Origin of the sequence: Lujinxingia sediminis (assembly GCF_004005565.1) — a bacterium.
GTDB lineage: Bacteria > Myxococcota_A > Bradymonadia > Bradymonadales > Bradymonadaceae > Lujinxingia > Lujinxingia sediminis.
In genome coordinates this window covers 36,956-60,550 of sequence record NZ_SADD01000005.1, presented here as the reverse complement: position 1 = coordinate 60,550, position 23,595 = coordinate 36,956, and the positions used below count along the sequence as shown (strand labels likewise).

Below are 23,595 nucleotides of genomic sequence, written 5' to 3'. Positions count from 1 at the left end.
CCGGGCTATTCAATGGGATCGACACGCGCATCGTCAAGCGACGCCTGCATGTGCCCCCTCCCTCGTCGACTTTCCCCTCGCTGCACTTTACGCTCGCCAGCCTTTCGGGCTAAGTCACTGTCTGCTGCGCTCAGACGCGCTTCACAACCCCTGTGCTGCGGCCCACCTGCCGCAACACGCCTTCACGATACGATTGACCTCTTACCCCAGGAGAGCCCCATGGCGGAAGCACCCAACGATAAACGCGCCGATAAGTTGTATCGGGTCCGCCACTCCACCGCCCACCTGATGGCGGCCGCGATCCTTGAGATGTTCCCCGATGCGCGCCTGGCCATTGGCCCGCCCATCAAGGACGGCTTCTACTACGACTTTGAGCTCCCCCGCGCCCTCTCCCCCGACGATTTCGAGGAGATCGAAGAGCGCATGACCAAACTCGTCAAGGCCAACGTCCCCTTCAAATACGAAGAGTGGGACAAAGACAAAGCCCGCGAGTTTTTCAAAGACCAGCCCTACAAGCTCGAACTCATCGAGGGCATCGAAGGCGACACCGTCTCCACCTACGAGAGCGGCCCGCTTATCGATCTCTGCGCCGGCCCGCACGTGCGCTACTCCAAGCAGTGCAAGAACTTCAAACTCCTGAAGGTCGCCGGCGCTTACTGGCGCGGCGACGAAAACCAGCCGATGCTCCAGCGCGTCTACGGCACCGCCTTCCCCACCCGCGAGGAGCTCGACCAGTACCTCCTCATGCTGGAGGAGGCCAAACGCCGCGACCACCGCAAACTGGCCCGCGAGCTGGAACTCTTCGACTTCAACCGCCTCTCTCCGGGCTCGATCTTCTGGCGCCCCAAAGGCTGGACCTCCTACCGCGAGCTCCAGAACTACTTCCGCGAGATCGAGGCCGAGCAGGGCTACGAGGAGATCTGCAACCCGCTGATCTATCACGAAGATCTCTTCGCGCAGTCCGGCCACCTGGAGCACTACCAGGACACCATGTTCAAGCTGGAGGCCCACGGTCAGAACTACTGCCTCAAGCCGATGAACTGCCCGGACACCATGCTCTACTTCAAGAGCAAGAAGCGCTCCTACCGCGAGCTCCCGCTGCGGGTGGCCGAGTTCGGACACCTCCACCGCAACGAGCTCCCCGGCGCGCTGGGCGGCGCCACCCGCGTGCGCCAGTTCTGCCAGGACGACGCCCACATCTTCACCACCGAGGAGCACATCACCCAGGAGATCTCCATGCTCCTGGAACTCGTCGAGCGCACCTACGGCATGTTCAACATGGAGTACGACGTGGAGATCTCCACGCGCCCCGAAGATTTTATGGGCGAGGTGGAGCTGTGGGACAGAGCTGAGGGCGCGCTCAAAGAGGCGCTGGAGGCGGCTGGCAAGTCCTACACCATCAACGAGGGCGACGGTGCCTTCTACGGCCCCAAGATCGACTTCCAGGTGCGCGACTGCCTGGGCCGCTCCTGGCAATGTGCCACCATCCAGCTCGACTTCCAGCTGCCTCGCCGCTTTGAGCTGACCTACACCGCCAGCGACAACGCCGAGCGCACCCCGATCGTCATCCACCGCGCCATCGCCGGCAGTCTGGAGCGCTTCTTCGCCATCTTGCTCGAACACCTTGCCGGAGCCTTCCCCACCTGGCTTGCCCCGGTGCAGGCGGTGATCGTGCCCATCACCGACGATCAGAACGACTACGCCTGGCAGGTCGCCCGCGACCTCAAACGTTCCGGGGTACGCGTTGAGGTTGACGATCGCAGCGAGAAGATGGGCTTTAAGATCCGAGAAGCGGAGACCAAAAAGATCCCCTACATGCTGGTTATCGGCGGACGCGAGGCCGAAGCGCATAACGTCGCGCTGCGTACCTACAAGGACGGCCGTCGCGGTACCCTCCCCCTTGCCGAGGTCAAAGCGGAGATCCTCGATCGCATCGCCAACCGCACCCTCGACGTTGATGTGCAGGTCAGCGGCCTGGCCACGATCGTCGAAGACGCCCCGAGCGGCGAAGATATGGCCGAGCGCGGGTATTGATGGTGTCCCGATGGACAACGCGATCTGCTGAGGTCTGAACCCCAAAAAAGGCCGCGCCCCCCTCGGGAGGCGCGGCCTTTTTTTTCAATCATTACAAGAACTTACTCAGCGTTGAGAATGCCCACCGCGTCCAGATCAAAACCCTGGCTGGGAGTGGCACCCACGCCCCAGAGGTCCCGAATGCGCACGTAACGCGCCCGGCTTAGACCCACGTCCGCCAGGTCAAAACCATCGCCGCCGGTGAGCTCAAGCGAGAGCGTCGGATGCTCCAACGCGTCGTACTCCTGCGTCGGCGTCCAGCCGGCGCACCCCGTATAAGGGGGAGCATCGTCCGGGGTAGAGTCGCAGGCAAAATGCACCCATGTCTCCCCGTCTTCGCTCACCGAGACTTCGCCCAGCTCGGCAAAAACCTGCTCGGGATCGCCATCGGCGTAAAAAGGGTTTTCAAAGACCACGAAGTCCGCACCGGGACCGTCGACGATGACGCGATCGCCAAAGCCCAGCACGATCTCCCCACCATCTCCAAGGCTCAAGACATCGAGCGACGCCGCGAGCTCTCCTTTGCCCTGCGGCGGCCCCAGCACCACGTCGGGCAACGCCTGTTCGCCATAGCCGGCACCTTCACCCGGCGTAAACGAAACCATCTCACTGGCGTAAGGGAGCCCCTCCCACCAGGGTGCAGCATCTACCGGCGGGACCGCCTCGCCACAGCCCACCGCCCCCCCGGCGGTGACGAGCATGGCAGCGAGCAGACCATGATGGATTCGCTTCATCATAGGCGCGTCATCTTCGTCCAGGAGAAGCCGCCGCAGCCGCCGTTTTCCGGATCGCTGGCGTCAGCGTCAGCCTCGATCGCGCGGGCCTCTTCGACCGTCTGCTGATCGAAGGCCGCCATGCAGTAGTAGAACGAGTCATCGACCAGCTCAGTCCACACGATCACATTGTAGGTGTTGGGGCCGTATTCGGCGTCAGGGGCGTTCTGGGTGATCGCCACGCGCTCGGTGTTGTCGTACTCGGTCAGAAGCATCGGGCCCCAGACCTCCTCGGTGATCGTCTCCTGACCGCCGAAGTTCGTCGCCCACTCGCCGGCCACCTCAATGCCTTCCTGCTGATCATCGGGCACCTCGCAGTTGGTGCCCTCGCAGTCGGCCGGCTCGTCGGTCTCGCCACAGCCCATAAAGGACAGGCTCGCCGCCAGCACCAGCGCCATCAAATCCGCCCGACTTTTAAGCGTCTTCATCTCGATCTCCATCACAGCATGCTCCGGATGGCGATCGAAGGTCGGCAGCGGGACAACCCCGACTCAACGCCCCGGCCTTCAGGCCAACGACATCGAGGATCGACGCGCGCGCGCCGGATCTGCTGCGTTCCTCTCGCTGCCTTCCCGAAGCGATTGGGGGTAATTCTCCACGCAGCAATATCCTGGCTCTCGGATCTTCTTTACGCGTGCCCTTCCCGAAGCGTTAAGAAGCCTCAGTGGGTTTAGCTGCGCCGGCCTATCCAGGCCGGGCGTGCTTACGCGCTCATCACCGATCACAGTTGCGGGGGCAGCGCTGGTGTCACACCAGCTTCCTGCCGCGTCGAGCCCGGCCCTGTTAGCACCGGGACGTGTACCGGGTCAATCGAACTCGCCGACAAGCGTCACGAGGCCGAAACACGCCGAATTTTGAACCAAAAAAAATCCCGCGACACCTCAAACGAGATGTCGCGGGATTCTTTATTCTTTGCGAACTGCTCGACCCTCAAGCGGCCAGCGCACACCCTGAACCTGGTCCGCTGCTTCCTCCCGGACCTGACGGGGTGCCAGGCCAGCGGTCGCACTGGCCGCTCAGGGGTCGAACAGCCCCACCCTAGCGGGGCATCAGGCAAACCGTCAACCGGCCACCTGTGTCGAGCGGAGAGAGAGGGATTCGAACCCTCGATACGCGTAAACGTATACACGCTTTCCAAGCGTGCGCCTTCAGCCACTCGGCCACCTCTCCAGAAAGATCTCAACCTGCGAGATCTTTAAGAGCGTACAAACGGAGGGGGTGGGATTCGAACCCACGGTACCCGTGAAGGTACACTTGATTTCGAATCAAGCGCCTTCGACCACTCGGCCACCCCTCCGCACTTAAGATGATTCTTGTGTTGATGAATCATCTTTTATTACCGCCGCGTTACGTTTCTCGCGAATCGTGCGGAAAAACTCACTTAAAACTCGCCCGCAGGCTGCTGACAGGACACCTTCTTTGACCTCAATCCGATGATTCAATCGAGGATCTTCACCCATCGCAAACAACGAGCGCATCGCGCCGGCTTTCGGGTCTCGCGCTCCAAAGACCACCCGACCTACACGCGCGTTAACTAACATTCCCGCGCACATCGGACAGGGCTCCAGAGTGACATAGACCGTACATTCATGGAGTCTCCAACTGCCCAGGGCTTCTGCGGCGCGTCGCACCGCAATCAATTCCGCGTGGGCTGTGGGGTCTTGCCAGCTCTCGCGCCGGTTAAAGCCGCGAGCGATGACCTGGCCTTTATGAACGACGACTGCACCGACCGGGACTTCGCCCTCAGCCTGTGCGCGCTCCGCTTCTTCCAGAGCTTGCATCATAAAGATGTTGTCGACTTTCTTTCGTGCCAATGTAAGACCCTATGGCGCCGTGAGACAATGGTGCCGCCTTTGGATGCGATATCGAGAGCGAACTGAGCAAGGCGTAAACCGCAGGCGATGCTTTAGCATCGTCGAGGATTTACAACACAGCTCAGTTTGCTCTCGATGCAGCAGACATGGCGTCAACGTTGACTTGCGGTGCCGCACTCCGAAAACAAAGAAACGCTCTTAGGAACTAAGAGCGTTTCAAAGTGCACCTGGAAGGGTTCGAACCTCCAACCTATGGTTCCGTAGACCATTGCTCTATCCAGTTGAGCTACAGGTGCGTGCTATGTGCTTGCTGCCGGTGTTTCTGTACCGCCCGGCGTGGTCATTTTATTAACACCGCCTTTTCGGTCTTGCAAGCTCTTTTTCGACTTTTTTTATTTTTTCTGCGAGGCGGTGAAGCGGTCATCGTCAGTTACTTTTGATGTCCTGTGCCAGCACAGACTTAAGTCGAAAAGGAGAGGAAGGGATTCGAACCCTCGATACGGTTTTAAGCCGTATACTCCCTTAGCAGGGGAGCGCCTTCAGCCACTCGGCCACCTCTCCGCACTCAATCTTATTCACTTATCAAACAACTTCCTGCAAGCAGGATCTTTCTTTTTTAGAGCGGAGGAGGTGGGATTCGAACCCACGAAGCTTGCGCTTGCCGGTTTTCAAGACCGGTGCCTTCAACCGCTCGGCCACTCCTCCTGGAGCCGGCCCCCTTTCGGGCTGGGCCTCGTCAGGGAGTCGGGAGAATACTCGGAACAGAGATTCCGTCAAGATGCTTTTTTAAAAATTTTGCACATCGCTCTCTGAGGGCCGCTCTCGCTCCTATTAATGCCCCGGCATTCCTTCTCCGCGACGCGTTGGCCAGGCAGAGGCCACGGATCGACGCCCGGCGCTGCTTCGGCAGGAGATCCGGTGGCTGGACGCTCATTTTGGCGTGGTGTACATCTGATGCGGTTTCTCCAGCCCGGCGCGCCCGCAGCGACTCTCCGAATCTCATAGGAACGCGGCCGCCATCTCAGATAGCGCGCGTGGCGCGATGTGATTCCCTTCTATTGATTGTGCAGAGGCCCTGATCATGGTGCGTATGAAGTCCAGGGCGGCGATGGCCATCGTCGCGCTCTCCCTCCTCACTGCAACCGACGTGTGGGCCCAGGAGCCCGATAGCCCCGACGAGCGCGTGATCGACGACCTCAACTCGCCCGACGTGCGAGAGGGCGATCCCGAAGCCGTTTCGGACGACCCCACGCCCGATGAGGCCGTCGGCCAGGCCCAGCAGGCCGCCGAGGACGAGGCGCGCCGCGACGTGATGCCCGGCGAACGTGTGGACCCGACGGAGGATCGCGAGAAGCACCAGGTCACGATCCTCAAGACCCAGCAGGTCGATCTCAGCGATGAAGAGGTCAAAGACGAGCTCAGCCCCGAGGAGCCCCCGGTGGGCACCGTGGCGCTCTCCCCTGCTCGGGCCCCTGCGGGCGGCGTGGTCATCGCCGGAAATGATGACTCCTTCGCCGGCCCCTGGACACTGAGTCTGGGCGGTTACATCCGCGCCGGCTACACCGCCATTGGCAACGATCCCAACGTCGCGCTCATCGGCCGTAACGACGGCTTCACCATGGCCGACGCTCGCCTGACCACCACCGGGCAGATGGATAACGGCCTGGGCTTTGTCTTCCAGTTCGACGCCGGAAGCCGCCTGGTCCGCACCCGGCAGGATTCCCCGGTCGAAGCACTCGCGCTGCGCATGACCGACGTCTACGCCTATTATGCGCCCTTTGAGTTTCTGGAGATCAACGTCGGCCAGTTCAAAGCCCCCTTCGATGTCGAGGATCTGATCTCGACGGGCAACCTGCTCTTCGTGCACCGATCGGTGGCCAACCGCGGCGTGCAGAACGTGGAGGGGTATAACGTCGACGGCCTCTCGGCCGGCCGCCAGGTCGGCGTGCAGCTGCGCGGCGATTACTTCTTCGGCGGCGAAGAGGATCAGGGCCCCGGCATCAGCTACGCGCTGGCCGCCACCAATGGCAACGGCCCCAACGCCTCGCTCAACGCCAACGATCGCCTGGCCTACTTCGGGCGGCTGATGCTGCACTGGGGCGATGAGATCGCGCTTGGGAGCGCCGTCTTCTACAACGATGACACCTTCGGCGAGGAGCCCAACCGCGTCGACCGCGTCCGTCAGGGCTGGACGGCCGACCTGCAGGTCAACCTCTTCGGAGCCTCGCTGCTGGCCAACGTCGTGGCCTCCAGTGTGGACTCCCCCGACCTCCCAGATGACCCGGAGCTCAGCGCGCTGGGCTACTCCGTGCAGCTCGCCTACCAGGCCCCCTTCGGCCTGCAGCCGGCCTACCGTCTGGCCAGCTACGACCCGTCAAGCAGCTACGGCGGCGAGTCCAGTGTGATCTTTGAGAACGACGCGCTGACCTACCACACCATCGGCCTGAACTATAACGCGCCCACCTACCCGGTGCGCGTGCTGGCCAACTACACCCTGACCACCGAGCAGGACGCGCGCCGCCTCGACAACGACCGCCTCGACCTGCTCCTTCAGCTCAGCTGGTAAGACGCGCCCTCCCCCATTCCCGGTGATCTGAACATGCTGTCGACCCACCCCACCCGCACTCGCAACGCCGGCGCGCTCCGCGCGCTGGCGACCCTCGCCATCATCGCCGCAGGCTTCGCCTTAAGCGGCTGCGAAGACGAGGGGCCCGCCCCCTACGCCAGCGCCGAGCGCATCACCCACCGCACCCAGCTCATCGGCGGACCCACCGCCCTGGGCGAAGTCGGCGACTGGATCCTGGAGAACGACCAGGTCCGCCTGGTCATCCAGGATCGCACCTTCAACCGCGGCTCCGGGATTTTTGGGGGATCGCTTATCGACGCTGACCTCAAGCGCCCCGAAGCCCAGGGCGATCCCCTCGGCGGTGGCGGGCGCGACGCGTTCGGTGAGCTCTTCCCGGCTTTCTTTTTGGAGGTCGTCGACCCCGAAGCAATCGTGGTCGTCAACGACGGCTCCAATGGCGAGGCGGCGATCATCGAGGTGCGCGGGCGTGGCGGGGAGTTTGTCACCATGCTGCGCTTCTTCAACCAGGCCATGGTCAACGCCTATGAGGCCGATCTGGCCGATGCCCTGCGTGGAGAGATCCCCACGTCCGACGGGGTGCCCCTGGTCGGGTTCACCACCCGCTACATCCTTGAGCCGGGCGCGCGCCACGTCAAAGTGGAGGCCGAGCTTGTGAACAACGCCCAGGCCTCGCTGACCTTCCCCAACCGCGACATCGTCAACGCGCTCGGGGCGTTTCTGCCCGATATCAACTTCAACGGCTTCACCGTGCCCACGGGCATGGTCCTGGGGATGGGCGCGCTCAACAGCATCTTTTTGCCGGAGATGGGCTTTGACCTGCGCTTTGGGCTCGAAGAGGTCTACCAGCGCCCCATCGATCTGCCGGCCTTTCCGGGCCACATCACCGATCTGGTGGCCACCGCCAGCGAACGTGGTGTGAGCTACGGCTTTGCCTCGGCCGCCGCCCCCGAGTCGAACTTCGTCTTTAATAAGAACGAGGCCTACGGCGGGCAGACCGACCCCTACGACATGCTCTTCCTCTTCTACGCCTCGGGCTTCGGCGGGGTCTTCACCCACGAGCTCCCCACCCGGCTCGCCCCCTCCTTCTGCGATCCGGAGCGCCCCGCGGCCCAGGTCTGCGCCGAGATCGAAGCGAACTGCCAGAGTGGCGACTGCCAGGAACTGGGCCAGCAATGCCTGGAACGCTACGACACCTGCGTGGCCCAGCGCGCGGAGTTCCCGGATCGCTTCAAATTCACCAACTACTTCATCCTGGGCGATGGCGATGTGGCCAGCCTGCGCGATGAGCTCTACCGCATCCGCCAGGAAGACACCGTGCGCGTCGAAGGCCGTGTCTTCGACGCCTTCAGTGGCGAGCCGGCTGGCGAACACGCCCAGGTCTTCATCTACGAAGGCATCGAGGGCGCGGCTTCGCTGGAGGCGGCGTGCACGCCCACCGAGAGCGCACGCCCGCGTATTTTTAATCAGGTCTTCACCAACGAGGCCGGCTACTTCCAGCTTTCGCTTCCCGCCGGACGCTACTGCCACCGGGTGCGCGCCAGCGGCGAAACCTCGGGCTTTAAGAGCTTTGAGGTAGGAAGCAAGCCGCTCAACCTGCGTGCCGAGGCCCCGAGTTCGGGCCGCGTGGAGCTCGTCGTCGTCGATCAGTCCGGCTCCCCGGTGCCCGCCAAGCTCACCATCGTGGGCGAATACGCGCCGCAGCCCGGCCAGACCACCCGTGACTTCCTCTTCGATCTGGAGGTGGGTGAGGCGTGGCGCACCAGCGAATTCGCCAACTACGAGGAGGGCGACACCGCGCCCCGCCGCTACATCGAGGGCATCACCTTCGCCGGGGCTGACGGCCGCGCGCACATCAACCTTCGCCCGGGCAACTACACCGCCTACGTCTCACGCGGCACCGAGTACTCCCTCTTCAGCCAGGCCATCGAGGTCACCACCGGCGGCATCGCCCGGGTGCAGGCCACGATCGAGCACCAGATGAAGGTCGAAGGCTACCTCAACGGCGACTTCCATATGCACGCCCAGGGCTCCATCGACAGCGGGCTCGACTACAACGAGCGGGTCATCAGCGTGGCCGCCGAGGGCGTCGACGTGGTCGTGGCTACCGACCACAACTTCATCTCCGACTACATGCCCTACATCTACCGCAACAACCTTCAACCCTTCCTGCGCTCGATCGTGGGCCTGGAGCTGACCACCTTTGAGGCCGGTCACTTCAACGCGTTTCCGCTGCGCCAGGACATCACCTCGATGAACCGCGGCTCGATGGCCTGGCAGGACGTTCCCCCGCAGCAGATCTTTGACGCGCTGCGCGAGCTCGGGAGCCTCGGCCCCGATCGTACGATCGTGCAGGTCAACCACCCCCGCGACTCGCTGCTCGGCTACTTCAACCAGCACTACGTCAACGCGCTCACCGGCGTGGCCGATCTGCCGGTGAACACCGCCGAGGGAACCGACAAGATCATCGCGACGGTCTCCAGCCCCAACGGTCCGGCCTTCGTGCGGCGAAACGACGACGGCACCTACGAGTCCACTTTCTCCGACGACTTTGACGCCATCGAGATCTACAACGGCAAGCGCGTGCACCTGCTTCGTCACTACCGCATGCCGGTCGACAAGGTGGATCTTCCGCAGGAGATCGTCGACCAGCTCACCGAGGAGCAGTACGAGGCGCTCCCGGATGAGGCCGGCGTGATCCTGTGTGACGGCGATGAGGTCGCCTACCCCGGCGGGCTCGACGACTGGTACACCTTCCTCAACACCCGACGCCCCGACGGCACCTACCGTCGCTACACGGCCACCGGCAACTCCGACAGCCACTCGGCCGCCTCCGCCGGCGATCCGGAGCCGGGCTACCCCCGAAACTACTTCTACGTGGGCCATAACGATGCCCAGGCCATGACCCCCGATCAGCTCGTCGACGCGTTGCAGAACCATAACAACGTGGTCACCAACGGCCCCTTCATCGCCATGTCGGTCGGCGGCAAGCCCCTGGGCTCGACCGTGACCAGCACCACCGGTGAGATCACCCTCGATCTGCAGGCCCACGCCGCCGACTGGGTGGGCGTGGAGCGCTTTGAGATCGTGGCCAACGGGGAGGTCGTCTACCAGGGCACGATTGAGCTTGGCGAGGAGGGCAGCTGGAGCGACTCGGTGACGCTGGAGCTCGACGGCGACACCTGGTTTGTGATGGAGGCCTCCGGCGACACCAACCTCTTCCCGGTGGTGATGCCCGAGGAGATTCCCCAGGTGGACTTCGAGGCCGCGCTGGGCTCGCTGGCCGGCTCCTTTGGCTTTGGCGGCGCGGTCGAAGGCTTAAGCCCCACCGAGACCGGGGAGGTTCGCCCTCTGGCCTTTACCAACCCCATCTGGGTCATCGACGATCGCAGTGGCGAGGGCCGCACGGAGTTTGAGCCCCCGAACCCTGCCCCGTCCCGCTGCGTCGACGGCACCTTCGAGGCCGCGCAGATGGCCGGCGCGCTGCGGGACTATGTGCCCTTCGGCGAGCGACGGCTCGACGCCAAGAGCGTCCCTCTGCACCTGCATGAGCATCATACGCCCATCGATCGCACCCAGGGCGACCTGCGCGACGTGCGCCTGATCTTCGAGCACTGGGGCCATGGTCATTAATTTTTCATGTTTTTCATGTGGCCCCATCCCACCCTCCAGCCGGCGCGCCACCGGGGCGCTCCGGCTGGCTCTCGGCCTGTGTCTACTCTCGGGCCTCACCCTCGGCCCCTCGCCCTCCTACGCCCATGAGATCGGCGCGGAGCGTCAGGTGCTCGTGCAGGTCTTTGAGGATCGTGTCGACGTGGCCCTCTTCTACACCGAGGCCCCGGGCGCGCGCAGCGGGCTTCTGCTCACCCGCTTCGACGTCAACGGCGATGGCAAGCTCGAAGGCCCCGAGGCCGATCTGGCCGGCCGCGCGCTCTTGCCGCGGATGCTCGGTGGGCTGCAGTTTGAGCTCCCCGGAGAGCGCCCGCGCACCGGCCAGCCCGAGCTCAAGGTGGAGGTGCGCCAGGGGCGTGTGGCGGCCGCGGCGATGATGAGCTACGCCCTGCCCGAGCTTGAGGTGGAGGCCACGCGCACCATGATCGTGCGCGCGCTCAAGGGTGATGTGCTTGAGAGCGAGCTGCATATCCTGCCCGGCGGCGCGCTGATCCCGGCCGACGCCGAGAGCGGCCCCGGTGCGCTCCCCTCGGTGTTGCGGGCCGGCGAGGAGGTGGAGGCGCGTTTTGTGGCCACCGCCGACGCGCTTTTCGGAGACGACGGTTCGGAAGCGCCGGCGGAGTAACCCCCTCCCCGGCCAGACACCCTCTGCCCGGGGGGGTGTCCGACCCCCTCCCCGGCCAGACACCCTCTGACCTCGGAGCTCCGCTAAGCCTCCAGAGCCAGAGGCCCTCTGACCTCGGAGCTCCGCTAAGCCTCCAGAGCCAGAGGCCCTCTGACCTCGGAGCTCCGCTAAGCCTCCGAAGCCAGACCACTCCTGGCTCAAGGGGGTGTCCCACCCTCTCTCCTACCAGAAACCTCCCGGCCCGTGGGGGGCTGAACACCCTCTCCCGCCAGAAACCTCCCGGTTTTCAGGCCTGGCGACCTCTCAAAAACCCTTTCCCCCCAAACCCGACCCCCTCCCAGAACGAAAAACCTGATCAAAAAACCCCGGCGATGACTCGCCGGGGTTTTCAATCACTGACCTTCAGAAGGCCGGTGCCACGCGAATTAGAGCGCGGTGCCGGAGAAGGTCACTTCATTAAAGCGAATGTTCCCCGTCGTTGCACCCGCGTCATAGGGATACACACGATAGGCAACCGGCCCTGCCGTACCATCTGTGGGCGGCAACTCGAACGTCTGCGTGATCGTGCTGTCCCCGGAGGTGTTCACGAAGGGCAAGTCAGCAAAAACCAGCGAGCCATCGGCGTATTCTGCGGCAAACTGCAACTTACGGGGCCCGGTGTTGGTCGCCCGAAGATTAGCCACCATGCTGATGTTGCTGAAGCTGGTGAAGTTGACCTCGAACCGGAAATACTCATCAACCAGAGGCGTCACACCGTCGACATCAAAAAAGTCGGCCCCGCCCGTGAACCCGGAGCAGCGCCACTGCCCACCCGAGACAACGTCACACGTCTCAGTCACACCATTGCGGAAAAACTCACCGCTTCCCGTACCTTCGATGGCGTCGAGCCCGGCCTGAAAGTCCCACGCGGCAACCGTCACCAGTTCCCCGCCGGTCTGGCCGGTCACCGTCAACGTACCGGCGTCGGCCGGGGTGAAGGTGCCGATCACGCCGTTCACGCCGCAGTAGGTCCAGGCGTCGCCGGCGTCGAGCGCCACGCGCCAGACAAAGCCGTAGTCGCCGGCGGCGATGGTGGTGCCGAACTCACCAAGGAGCTCACCGGTGGCGTCGGCGATGCCTTCGGAGTAGGTCCAGGTGCCCGGGTCGGCGCCCACATCACCGTAGCCCAGCTCAGCCACGAAGGTCGCCGGTACGTCGGTACCCACGCCATCGACTTCCACGCTGACCAGGCCGTCGGCGTCAGCCGCGGTGCCCTCAGGCGTGGTCACCGCGTCGGTGACAATCATGCACTCGCTGATGGTCATCACCGGATCGGGGTTGGTCGTCCCACCGCCTTCGCCGTCGGCACCGTTGCAGACCGTGGCGGTCTCCACCGCGCCGGCGGCGTCGGTGATGGTGATGAGGTAGCCACCGGCATCGGCGCAGGCACCGCCGGCGGCGATGGGGGTGACATCGATGGTGGGGCTTGCGCCCGGCTGACCATCGGCCCCCGGAGCGCCGTTGCACACGTCGAAGGGGGCCGCGTCGCCGATGGTCACCGAGACGCCGCCAAAGTCGCAGTTGGCGGGGCTTCCCACGCTGACCGAGGGAGCTGCGCCATCGGCACCGGGAGCGCCGTTGCAGACCTCAAAGGGGTCGCCGTCGCCAATGGTCACCGAGACGCCGCCGAAGTCGCAGGACTGCGCTTCGCCGATGATCACGGTGGGGGAGGAGGCTTCGCCGTCGATGCCGTCGACGCCGTTGCAGATCACGGCGGTGTTGAGCACGGTGCCGTCGGCGGCTTCCACGCGCACTTCCTGACCGCCGGCCTCGCAGACACCGCCGGGCTCAATCGCCTCAACCACCACGTTGGGAGCGTCGCCATCGGCGCCATCGACACCGTCGGTGCCCGGCTCGCCATCGGTACCATCGACGCCGTCCGTGCCATCAACGCCATCGTTGCCGTTGGTGCCGTTGCAGACCGTGGCGCTCTCCACACCGTCCACATAGACGATGATGCCGCCCGACGCGCAGACGTCGCCGGCTTCGATCGACTCGATGGTCAGCTCCGGGGCGGGCTCGGCCTGAATCTCAGAGCCGCCGCAGGCAGCGAGGGAAAGAACCAGCGAGACAACCAGGGACTTGCGATTGACGTACTGCATGTACGACCTCCCGATAGGATGTTCTGGATGGAAAAGAGTGTGAGGGGTGGACCTGCCGTCCGCGGCCCTCATAGAGAAAAGAGCGCGGACTTGTCAAAGGGGGAGTTAAGATTTTCTCAAGCGTTTCAAGCCTGTTACAAAAGGGGGCGCAGAGCCCCTCCCAACGCGGAGCGCGGCCGAGAGTAAGGCGAAAGAGGCCATGAGGAAGATCATTCACGTCGATATGGACTGCTTTTTTGCAGCCATAGAAATGCGCGACGACCCCCTACTTCGGAGTCGCCCTATCGCGGTAGGCGGCGATCCGCAGCGCCGCGGGGTGATCGCGACGGCGAATTACGCGGCGAGGACCTTCGGGGTGAAGTCGGCGATCGCGTCGGCCTACGCCATGCGCCTGTGCCCGCAGCTGATCATCGTGCCGCCGCGCATGCAGGTCTACCGGGAGGAGAGTCAGAAGATCCGCGCGATCTTTGAGCGCTACACCGACCAGATCGAGCCGCTCTCCCTCGATGAGGCCTTTCTCGATCTGACGCACACCCCGCACCACAGCGGCAGCGCGACGCTGTGCGCGCGGGCGATCCGCGAGGCGATCTTCGAGGAGACCGGACTCACAGCGTCGGCCGGAGTGTCGATCAACAAATTTCTGGCCAAGGTGGCCAGCGAGATCAACAAGCCCGACGGCCAGGCGGTGGTCGCCCCCCATCAGATCGGGGCGTTTATGCAGGAGCTTCCCGTTAAGGCCATCCCCGGCGTGGGCAAGGTCACCGCGCGCAGCATCCACGACATGGGGGTCAAGACCTGCGGTGACCTCCAGCGCATTGAGCTCGCCGAGCTCATCCGTCGCTTTGGCAAACGCGGAAAACGCCTCTACGAGCTGGCCCGGGGCATCGACGATCGCCCGGTGCGCACCGAGCGGATCGCGCGAAGCGTGAGCGTGGAGAACACCTACGCCAATGACCTTCCCGACCTGGCGGCGTGCACCGCGCGCCTGCCCGCCCTGGTCGAGAGCCTGCACCGGCGTCTGGGCCGAAAGAAGCGCCCGCCGATTCGTGCGCTCTTCGTGAAGGTGAAATTCGACGATTTTCGTCAGACCACCGTCGAGCGCGCCGAGCTCACCGAACCCACACTTGAGAGCTACGCCCCGCTACTGGCCGAGGCCCTCGATCGCAGCGAGCGTCAGGTGCGCCTGCTGGGCGTGGGGGTGCGCCTGGATCACGACTACGACCATCTGCCCCAGCAGCTCGAACTTTTTTTCTAGCGTGTCGATCAAAAAGACCCGCGCCGGGAGAAGTCAGCGCGGGTCGAAAAAGGGTTCGAAAGCGAAGGTGAGGCGGTCAGCGCCAGCCCTGGATATGGGCCCAGGTCGTCTGCGCCAGACGATCGAAAAACGCGTCTCGCCAGGTTGGACTGAAATTCACGCGGCCCAGGCGCTCGATGTCGTCGGGGAGGCTTCCGTGCCAGTCGTTGCTGGCGCTCATCATCAGGCCGTAGTTTTGCGCCACGTCGACCAGACGGCGCTCGGTGGCCAGGTCGTGCGAGGGGTGACGCACCTCCAGGGCAAAGAGCCCCGCCTCACGCCAGCGGTCCAGGTGTCCGACCATGGTGGTGTAGCGTCCCGGATGCGCCAGAATCACCATGCCGCCGGCCCCCTGAATCAGCTCCAACGCATCATCCACCGAGAGGTAGGCCATGGGCACATAACCGGGCCCGTCGGCGCGCAGCCAGCGATCAAAAGCTTCCTGAGGGGTGTCGACAAGCCCCCGGGCGTGCAGCGCACGCGCAAGGTGGGGGCGACCGACATTGCCCTGGATCGACTGCGCCATCACATCCTCAAGGGTGACCTCCAACCCCAGAGCGCGCACCCGCTCGACCATCTCGGCCATGCGCTCGTGGCGCGCGACCTCCATGGTCTCGGCGTAACTGGCGAGGTGGGGCTCGTCGGGGTCGAAGCCGTAGCCGAGCACGTGAATGGACTTTCCTTCGGACTGCGCGCTGATCTCGATGCCGCTGATAAAACTCACGCCCACCTCGGCGCAGGCGGCCTGCGCGCGCTCCAGGCCACCGGTGGTGTCGTGGTCGGTGAGCGACCAGTGGGCCACGCCCCTCTCGGCCATCAGCCGGGCCACGTGCTCGGGCTCAAAGGTACCATCGCTGACGGTGGAGTGGCTGTGGATCTCCATCGGGCCGTCGGCTGGCCAGCTCGGGGTGCTCATAGGGCCTCACAGGGTTGGGGACGATCAAAACATGCCGCGTACAGAGAGCGTCTGACGCGGCACAATCTGGGGGCCGAACCCCGGCGGGTCAAGCCTCCGCGCTCGGTGCTCGGGGCTCGGGGCTCGGGGCTCCGGGCGCGGGGGCCTCAGCGGCCCCACGCTCAGAAGCGGCCCGGGGCGGCCTCACCGCGCTCAAGCTCCAGGTCGCGCTCACTGCGCTCGAAGCTCAGCGAGCGGCCGGCGGCCGAGTTCGGCGCGGCCCGCTCCATCTTGAACTGCACATTCTGGACCTCGTCGGCGACCGCTCCCATCGCCTCGGCGGGGAGCCCGAACTTCGCGGCGGCCTCATCCATGCGACGGCGCTCGCGGGCCAGACGCCGGGTGGCCCCGTCCTGGTCGCCGCGGGCGTAGTCTCGGGTGGCCTCGCGCAGGGTGCGCAGGGCGATGGCCTCCTGAACCCGCGCCATCACCTCGGGGCGAAGGCTTGAGACCATGGCGACGTCATCGCGGGTGGTCGTAGCCTCCACGATCATCTCCTTCTCAACGGGACGCTCGGCCACGCGATCCTCGTAGGTGAGGATGGCGCGGATGGCCGCCTTACCATCAAGCGGGATGCCGCGGGTGGTCACCCGCACCATCACCCGGCGGGTGGTCTGCGCGCGAAGATCGCCCAGCCCCAGGCTCAGCGCCCCCGTGCCCACGTCCACCGGCATGCCGTAGACCTCTTCAAAACGCACTCCGGGCGATGGCAGAAGGGTGAGCGTGACGCCGGTGGCGACCGTGCCGGCCAGGGCGTCAAGCTCCTCGGTGAAGGCCTGCTCAAAGTCGGAGGCGCGGGCGATGTAGCTGTAGTTGCCGGCGCCCTCCTCGGCCAATGAAGCCATCAGATCGGCGTTATAGCTCGTGCCAAAGCCCAGGGTCGTCACCGAGATCCCGCGGGAGCGCACCCCGCGCACCAGGCGCTGCAGCTGCTCATCTCCGGTCAGTCCGGCGGTGGGAAGCCCGTCGGTCATCACGATCATGCGGTCGACCGAGCCCTCCCGCCGCGCGCCCAGGAGCTGTTCGGAGGCCTCCTCCACCCCGCCGCTCAGGTGGGTGGCCCCCGTCGCCTCGATGCGCTCGATGGCCGCGATCACCTCCGCCCGACTGCGCGCATCGACCCGCGTCGAGGGCATATCGACCCGGGGTCCGGCCCCAAAGGAGATCACGCTGACGCGGTCGCCCTCTTGAAGGCGCTCCACAAAGGAGATCGCCGCGTCGCGCGCCTTCACCATCGGCTCCCCGTCCATCGAGCCGGAGCGATCCAGCACCAGGGCCACATTGAGCCCGGGGCGGCGCTCGGCGCGGGCCTGCCCGGCCTGAAGTTGCACATCGAGGTAGGTTTCGGCTTCACGCTCGGCGAGTACCTGAGTGTGGGCCAGCTCGGCCGAAAGGGTGAGGGTGGGGTTCTCGTCGACCGGCGGGATCGTCTCAAGCGACGTCACCGGGGTCATCAACGCCTCGCCAGCGGCTGTCGCCAGCGCGGGCACCACCGTCTCGGTATGTTGAAGGAGCCGCGCCTGCGTAAGCCCCGCCGTCAGCCCCACCACCACTCCCAGCACGATCCATGCGACCTGCGTTGCGTTCATGACCTCTCCTTATCGGTCGGGGCAGCCCACCGGGGAGCTGCGATCATCAAAGCCTTCCCCGGTGCAAACGCGGTCAACGCGCAATGGATCTAAATCTCGCGAAGATTTTTGACGTCGAAGCGCGCGTGCTCCCCCCCGGCCGGGGAATGCGCGGGGCGATCAGCGGCATTCTCTCTATGCGACACGCCCTTGTTGCGAGCCCCGGCCACTCCCTGTAAGACGCCTCTATGAAGCATCGTGTGCACAACCTGAGCTTGAAGACGCTGAGCCTGCTGCTGGCGGTCCTACTCCTGGGCTGCGATCCGGGCGTAAGCGAGCCCCCCACCGAGATCTCGGCGGAGGCGTCGGGCGCGTTGAGCCCGGGTGGTGCAGACGCGCCCGGGGCTGCGGCCGGAGTGGAGGCGTCACGGGTTGTCGCCAGGGTCAACGAGGTGCCCATCCACGCCATCGAGGTGGAGCGACGCCTCGACCGCATCGATGAGCTCTACCGCCACGCGCGTCGCCCCTTTAACCCGGCGATTCGCCAGATCAAGCGCAACGAGGTCATCGACCGCCTTATCGATCACGAGCTTTTACGCCAGCATATCGATCAGGCCGCCGTGGAGATCTCGCCCAAACGCATCGATCTGGCTGTGGAGGAGCGCGTCGACGAACATTTCGGCTCCACCACCGCCTTTCAGCGTTATCTGAAGGCCGAAAACCTCTCGATGAGTGACTTTCGCCGGGACGTTCGCGACGCGATGATTCTCGAACACACGCTCCTCGGCGATGCGATCGCAAAACCCACCGCTGAGCCGGCGGTAAGCGAGGCGCAGCTGCGCGAGATCTACGCGCGGGTGGCCGCCGGACGTCCGGCCGCAGCCCGGGTGCGGGTGAGCAGCGTGACCCTGCCGGCGCGGCATCGCCAGCAGGTCGCCCGTATCAGCCGGGCACACTGCAACACCGAGTCGCTCCCCGAGGAGGCCATCCACCGCGACCTGGGCTGGCGTCAACGCCACCAGCTTCCGGCCGCAGCCGGCTTTCGGCTCTTCGGCCAGGGCGACTCTCCGGCGCAGAGTGCCGTGGTACCCGCGCCCGACGGAAGCAGCGTGACGGTGTACTGCGTGCACGATCGTCGTGAGGCCGGTGTGCGCGATTTCGATGAGGTGGAGCCGCTCTTGCGTGAGCGCGCCAACCGCGCACTGCTCGAATCCAAACGCCGCGCCCTGCTGCAACGCCTGCGCGAGCACGCCGAGATTGAGCGCGTCGAAGACAGCGCGCCGGGAGAATGACCATGTCCGGCGCGCTCGCCAGAGCCCTGCGCGTGAACGCCCCGCTGCTGGTCCCGCTACTGGCCGCGCTCGCTTCGCTCGCGCCCCTCCCCGCGGCGGCCGAGCTTCGCTGGATCGCCACCGACAGCTCCCCTCCCCGCCCCCTGGCCGACCTTCCCCCCTCGACCCACGCCGAGTTCAACGGCTTTGCGCCCGAGTCCGCACACCTTCCGCTGCCCCTTCGCCTCACAGGCCCGCTTCCCGAGGGCGTAGCGCGCGCCGATGTCATCGCCGCCATCGCGGCATCGGCGCGCACCTGGAACGCGGTCAGCTGCGCGCAGGTCGCCTTTGAGACCGAGGTGCGGGATGGCGAGTCGGCCAGCGAAGTAAAGGCGGTCGAGGTGAACTTTGAGCCGGGCTCCGGCCCCAACGCCGGGCGTATCGCCTGGACCTCCTACGCGGCCTCGCCAGACGAGCGCGCCAGCATCACCCTCAACAGCACGCTGGTCGTCTGGCGCTCAGCCCCCGATCCCTTCCAGCATTTTGCCGAGCCCGAGCGCCCCGCAGTCGATCTGCAGGCCGTGCTTACCCACGAGCTCGGCCACGTCCTGGGACTCTCGCACACCCTGGCGCATAACGCCGCGTCGATGAGCGCAGCCTACCTGCGCGACGGCCGCCAGCGGGTCTTGAGCGCCGACGACAAGCTCGGCCTCTGCGCCCTCTTCCCCGCCGAGGGCCGCGAATGCTCCCGCGACTCCGACTGCCCCGAGGCCGGCAGTTGCGTTGAGGAGGGCGTGTGCGACCCGCACCGCGGCCAGACCGGCGACTACTGCGCCTTTGACCTGATGCACTGCCCGGGCTTCTGCGTGCTCGACGACGCGCCCACCGGCACCGGCTACTGCTCGGAGCCCTGCATCTCCGAGGCGGACTGCCCCACCCATTTTTCCTGCGCAGTCAACGGGGATCGCGACGAACACGTCTGCACCTTTGCGCCCGCCCCGAACGCCGAGCAGGCGTCAGGAGGCTGCGCCCACACGCCGATGCCCTCGCACATTCCGGCATCCCCCCTCCTGCTCATACTCCTCGGCCTGCTCACTCGCCGCCCGACGCATCGGGGGCCTCCGCATGCCACTGCATCGCGAGAATAAGCTCTTCAAAGACCTCGCCATAGGCCTCCAGGCGTCCCTCCAGACAGAAGAGCGAGAAGACCCACATCTGCTCCTCGCGGTGATGCAGCCAGGTCATCAGGCGGTAGGATTCGCCATCGGCGTCGACCCCGTAGGTGATCAAATCGCCGGTGCTGCCTCCAAAGACGACATCCCGCTCGGCGGTCTCCACCCGAAAGCCCGCCCCCTGGATCTGGTTTTGGAAACTCTGGGCGTAGCGCTCGGCGCGCCCCACCAGGATCTCACCACTGAGGCGCACTTCGATCTGCGCCTCGCTGTCGCCGCTGGCCCGAAAGGTCGCCACCGCGCCGGGGCCGGACGCCACGATGACCCACCCGGAGGGGCGGCGTATACGCGCGCCGATCGACTCGAGGGTGACCGCCTCGGCCCGGGCCTCGATGGCGTCCTGCGCCACTCGCCCGGCCGAGGAGCGGGACAGGCCCTCGGCCTGCTGCACCCGAGGCGGGGCGACTGGCTGTGTGCCCTCCCTCAGCGCCCCCTCGTCCTCCTGAGCGCGCGCCGAGCCGGGTCCCACCACGACGCTCCCCACGAGCGCCAGAGCGACACAGGCCCGCGCGCTCCATAGAGCGGCGGGCCTGCTCAAGCTGGCAACACTCAGCTTCACTCGGCCGCCTCAAAGCTCATCGAGGAGACCACCGTATCGAAGTCGCCGCGGAGGTTCTGCGCCTCGCTGTCCTGCATGTAACCGATCACAAGCCAGGCGGTGCCTTCGCGCAGAAACTCAAACACCAGCACGTTCACGGTTTGACCGGAGTGGGTGTAGGCGTAGCTGCTCAGCTTGCCTTCACGCTCACCAATGGTCGAAGCCGCGCTGCTCTGCTGCTCGAAGCTCGACTCGGTCAGCGTCTTGTGGAAGGTGCTGAAGAAGACGTCCGCCACATCCTGGCTCATCAACTTGGTGCCGATGACCTGAATCTGGCTGCTGGTTTCAGCGTGCTTGAAGTTGGCGACGGCCTTGTCATCATCGGCGTTGACTTCCCAGGCGCTCGGCGGCGTAACCGACACGCCGAACTCCTCATTCTGCACCGCCCCTTGAGCGACTGCGACCGACGAGAGCAACAGCGTGACCAGCAACACGGCGAAAAAACGAGCGATTTTCATGGGGTATCTCCTAAAATGGATATCGCGACACGTCGCGCGAAAGTCTGTGGACAGCACGGAGTTATAACAGCAGGGGGTGGGTCAGGCAACCGCAGGCTTCAGACCACCACCAGCCCCACCTGAAGCCCCGGAACGAGGGGGGAGCAGCGCAGGTGACGAATGCAGCGTCGCCACGTACATTGACGCTCGCGATGACGAAACCTTCACCTCCCCGATGATCTTCCGTCGACGGCCCGGCATCTATGTTCGACTCTCAGCCTCAAAAGTCACGCCCGACGTTGGGCTTTGTGCTGACGACGATCGCATTCCTTGCGCTCAGCCTGGCCTGGCTCAACCCGCTTCACGCGCAACAACCCGACCTCCCCTTTGTCGGCCCGACTCCATCCTCCGAGGAGAGCGGTGGTACGGGCTCCAACTCCGACGAGAGCAGCTCCCAACAAACACCGGATGCTCCCGGGGTCGATGTGCACTCAGTGGAGCCGGGCCTGGACCAGGCGCAGACGCTCCTGAAACAAAACTACGCCGACTTTCTCGTTCGCGAGCCCCTGCACTTCGACCTGAGCCTGGCCGACAACCTCCTCATCGACGCCTACGCGCTCTGGGACGGCCTGCGCGACCTGCGCGAGAGTATCGCCCAGATCAATCCGTGGATGCTGGTGGACTGGGCAATGCCCATCCTCATCCTGCTGATCTTCGCGGTCCTCTTTATTCTGCTCGACCGCCAGGCTCAGCGTGTCGCCCGGCGCAGCCAGATCCTGGTGCACATCGATCTTTCCCCCTGGCTGACCAGCGTTCTGCGCAGCCTGGCGTTGCTCCTGGGGCGAGCGGCGGCCATCGCGCTGCTGGTGGCGCTGAGCTACTTCCCGATTCAGGCGGCCTTCTCCAGCGTGGCCTGGACCCGGGTGCTCTCCGGAGCGCTTTGGTGGCTGCTGGCCTACCGCGCTGCTCACGCCATGATCGTGACCACGCTGCGCTTAAGCCCGGTCGACCCCGGGGCCACCTCTCACTACCTGCGCCTGGAGCGTTTTGCGCTGATCACGCTGCGCATCTCCCTGGGCTTTTTGCTCCTGCTCACCGCGCTCTACCATTTCGACTATCGCCCGGACGCCATCGGCTTTGTCGCGTTTGCGTTTCGGCTGACCCTGGCGCTGGCGCCGATCTATCTCTTCTTCGCACGCGACGCTGTGCTGGCGCTTCTGCCCGCCCCCCAGCGCTCTCCTCTCTACGCGATGGTACGCCGCGCCATCTCGGCAAACTATTACGGGATGCTCGCGGTCACCATCGCGCTGCTGCTCTTCAACGCCGCCGGCTTCGTGCACGCGGCGACGTTCATCCTGGCGCGCGGCTATGCGCTGATCGTGCTGCTGACGCTCTCCTTTTCAGCAGCCGAGCGCCTGCGCGCTTTCGTGGCCAACAAGACCGAAGAGGCCCGCGATGAGACCGAGAACGAAGAAGACGCCCTGACCTCTCCGCTCCTGCGCGCCATCGAGCAATGGACACTGGCGCTGGGGGGCCTGCTGGTCATCACCCTGGCGCTTCGCCTGCTCGCGCTCTACGAGCCGGTTGTGGCGCTGCTCAGAGTGCCCTTCCTCTCGGTGGGCAACGTCGCCATCTCCATCTACAGCCTGCTCACGATTGTGCTGATCGTGGTGGCGACGATCCTCTCCATTCGCCTCTTTAAGGCCCTGCTCAACGCCAAAGTCTATCCGGCGCTCAACGTCGATGTGGGCGTGGCCTACGCGGTCAACACCCTTATCAATTACGCGCTGATCGTGATCGCGTTTGTGCTCTGCATGGTGGCGCTGGGCGTGCAGCCCTCGGCGGTGATGGTCGTGCTGGCCAGCCTGGGCGTGGGCATCGGCTTCGGCCTGCAAAACCTCACCGAAAACCTCATCAGCGGCTTTATCTTGCTCTTTGGCCGCGCCGTCAAAAAGGGCGACTTCATCTCAGTCAACGACGTCTACGGCCGCGTTGAGGCGGTGGGGGCACGCAGCGTCGTGGTGCGCACACCGGATAATTACGACATGCTCATTCCGAGCAAAGACATCGTCAGCGGGCGCATCATCAACTGGACCTTTCACGACTCCATTGTGCGCGTGCATATCCCGATCGGCGTCTCCTACAACTCCGACCCGCGTCAGGTTGAGGAGCTTTTGCTGGAGGCGGCCAGCCGCGATAGCAACATCCTGCCCCACCCCGCTCCGGACGTCTGGCTTGTGGGCTTTGGCGATAACAGCATCGACTTTGAGCTGCTCGTGCACTTTGACTGCCGCAGCACCACCGAGCGCAAACTCCGGGGCAAGTTCAACTTCATTTTGTGGGAAGTGCTCCACGAGGCAGGCATCGAGATCCCCTTCCCCCAGCGCGACGTGCACCTGCGCAGCGTGGACTTTTTGCCCGAGGTCAATCGCCAGCTGGGCTTTGGCCCCCGGCGCTCCGAGCGCGCCTCCGGCGAAGCGGCCAGCGCCGAGTCGCATAGCCCCTCGAAGTCCGAAGACTGAGCGCCCGGCAGCCCCCTGCACGTCTCGAAACAACCA

The 23,595-nt window shown here is 65.0% G+C and carries 16 protein-coding genes, 5 tRNA genes, 1 other RNA gene and 1 riboswitch; of the genes, 8 read left to right on the top strand and 14 right to left on the bottom strand.

Translation table 11 applies throughout. The annotated features are described in order from the left end of the window. Positions 1–219: 219 nt before the first annotated feature. The gene (gene thrS / locus EA187_RS20405; protein WP_164856188.1) at positions 220–2,034 is read left to right on the top strand and encodes a threonine--tRNA ligase; all 1,815 of its coding nucleotides are present in this window, start codon (positions 220–222) and stop codon (positions 2,032–2,034) included. Positions 2,035–2,135: 101 nt separating this feature from the next. Here thrS and EA187_RS10660 read toward each other — a convergent pair whose 3' ends face one another. From EA187_RS10660 to EA187_RS10620, 9 genes are all read right to left on the bottom strand, one after another. Further along, positions 2,136–2,810: a hypothetical protein gene (locus tag EA187_RS10660; protein WP_206524256.1), complete on the bottom strand. Its 675-nt coding sequence runs from the start codon at positions 2,808–2,810 to the stop codon at positions 2,136–2,138. Then, entirely contained in the window at positions 2,807–3,274 is a 468-nt protein-coding gene (locus EA187_RS10655) for a hypothetical protein (RefSeq protein WP_127780255.1), read from the bottom strand. The genes EA187_RS10660 and EA187_RS10655 overlap by 4 nt, the downstream gene beginning before the upstream one ends. Positions 3,275–3,429: 155 nt before the next feature. After that, positions 3,430–3,661: riboswitch (cobalamin riboswitch) on the bottom strand. 113 nt (positions 3,662–3,774) lie between these two features. Next, positions 3,775–3,865: signal recognition particle sRNA small type (gene ffs, locus EA187_RS10650), an RNA gene on the bottom strand. Between the two features lie 64 nt (positions 3,866–3,929). Next, positions 3,930–4,016 (bottom strand) — tRNA-Ser (locus tag EA187_RS10645). A gap of 40 nt (positions 4,017–4,056) precedes the next feature. Then, a tRNA-Ser gene (locus EA187_RS10640) sits at positions 4,057–4,143 on the bottom strand. A gap of 4 nt (positions 4,144–4,147) precedes the next feature. Continuing rightward, the gene (gene tadA, locus EA187_RS10635; RefSeq protein ID WP_241250191.1) at positions 4,148–4,660 is read right to left on the bottom strand and encodes a tRNA adenosine(34) deaminase TadA; all 513 of its coding nucleotides are present in this window, start codon (positions 4,658–4,660) and stop codon (positions 4,148–4,150) included. Positions 4,661–4,882: 222 nt separating this feature from the next. Beyond that, positions 4,883–4,956, bottom strand: a tRNA-Arg gene (locus EA187_RS10630). A 175-nt stretch (positions 4,957–5,131) separates the two neighbouring features. Continuing rightward, positions 5,132–5,221: transfer RNA gene (locus EA187_RS10625), tRNA-Ser, on the bottom strand. Between the two features lie 61 nt (positions 5,222–5,282). Then, positions 5,283–5,365, bottom strand: a tRNA-Ser gene (locus EA187_RS10620). A 376-nt stretch (positions 5,366–5,741) separates the two neighbouring features. Between EA187_RS10620 and EA187_RS10615 the strand changes: the two genes are divergently transcribed. From EA187_RS10615 to EA187_RS10605, 3 genes are read left to right on the top strand one after another with little or no spacing between them, the layout of a single operon-like run. Continuing rightward, entirely contained in the window at positions 5,742–7,226 is a 1,485-nt protein-coding gene (locus EA187_RS10615) for a porin (protein WP_127780254.1), read from the top strand. A 33-nt stretch (positions 7,227–7,259) separates the two neighbouring features. After that, entirely contained in the window at positions 7,260–10,877 is a 3,618-nt protein-coding gene (locus EA187_RS10610; protein ID WP_127780253.1) for a CehA/McbA family metallohydrolase domain-containing protein, read from the top strand. Further along, positions 10,867–11,541, top strand: coding sequence for a hypothetical protein (locus EA187_RS10605; protein WP_127780252.1), 675 nt, complete (start codon positions 10,867–10,869; stop codon positions 11,539–11,541). The genes EA187_RS10610 and EA187_RS10605 overlap by 11 nt, the downstream gene beginning before the upstream one ends. Before the next feature lie 425 nt (positions 11,542–11,966). On the opposite strand, the gene EA187_RS10600 is transcribed toward EA187_RS10605, so the two are convergent. Beyond that, on the bottom strand, positions 11,967–13,682 hold the full coding sequence (locus EA187_RS10600) for a hypothetical protein (protein ID WP_127780251.1): 1,716 nt from the start codon (positions 13,680–13,682) through the stop codon (positions 11,967–11,969). A 199-nt stretch (positions 13,683–13,881) separates the two neighbouring features. On the opposite strand from EA187_RS10600, the gene dinB reads away from it, so the two are divergent. Further along, the gene (dinB, locus tag EA187_RS10595) at positions 13,882–14,937 is read left to right on the top strand and encodes a DNA polymerase IV (RefSeq protein ID WP_115604108.1); all 1,056 of its coding nucleotides are present in this window, start codon (positions 13,882–13,884) and stop codon (positions 14,935–14,937) included. Between the two features lie 76 nt (positions 14,938–15,013). Here dinB and EA187_RS10590 read toward each other — a convergent pair whose 3' ends face one another. Together EA187_RS10590 and EA187_RS10585 are read right to left on the bottom strand one after the other, a co-directional pair. Beyond that, a complete protein-coding gene (locus tag EA187_RS10590; protein WP_127780250.1) occupies positions 15,014–15,892 on the bottom strand; it encodes a PHP domain-containing protein in 879 nt (292 codons plus the stop codon). A 161-nt stretch (positions 15,893–16,053) separates the two neighbouring features. After that, entirely contained in the window at positions 16,054–17,520 is a 1,467-nt protein-coding gene (locus tag EA187_RS10585; protein ID WP_127780249.1) for a vWA domain-containing protein, read from the bottom strand. Positions 17,521–17,747: 227 nt separating this feature from the next. Between EA187_RS10585 and EA187_RS10580 the strand changes: the two genes are divergently transcribed. Both EA187_RS10580 and EA187_RS10575 read left to right on the top strand, forming a co-directional pair. Beyond that, positions 17,748–18,791: a SurA N-terminal domain-containing protein gene (locus EA187_RS10580; protein ID WP_115604102.1), complete on the top strand. Its 1,044-nt coding sequence runs from the start codon at positions 17,748–17,750 to the stop codon at positions 18,789–18,791. Positions 18,792–18,793: 2 nt separating this feature from the next. Next, a complete protein-coding gene (locus EA187_RS10575; RefSeq protein WP_164856187.1) occupies positions 18,794–19,918 on the top strand; it encodes a matrixin family metalloprotease in 1,125 nt (374 codons plus the stop codon). Here the strand turns inward: EA187_RS10575 and EA187_RS10570 are convergent. Then, positions 19,863–20,561 carry a hypothetical protein gene (locus EA187_RS10570; RefSeq protein ID WP_127780247.1) on the bottom strand — a complete coding sequence of 233 codons (699 nt, stop codon included), beginning with the start codon at positions 20,559–20,561 and terminating at the stop codon, positions 19,863–19,865. The genes EA187_RS10575 and EA187_RS10570 overlap by 56 nt on opposite strands. Beyond that, positions 20,558–21,058, bottom strand: a complete 501-nt coding sequence (locus tag EA187_RS10565) for a hypothetical protein (RefSeq protein WP_115604099.1) — start codon at positions 21,056–21,058, stop codon at positions 20,558–20,560. The genes EA187_RS10570 and EA187_RS10565 overlap by 4 nt, the downstream gene beginning before the upstream one ends. Before the next feature lie 242 nt (positions 21,059–21,300). Between EA187_RS10565 and EA187_RS10560 the strand changes: the two genes are divergently transcribed. Beyond that, positions 21,301–23,559, top strand: coding sequence for a mechanosensitive ion channel family protein (locus EA187_RS10560; protein ID WP_127780246.1), 2,259 nt, complete (start codon positions 21,301–21,303; stop codon positions 23,557–23,559). The last annotated feature ends 36 nt before the right edge of the window (positions 23,560–23,595 follow it).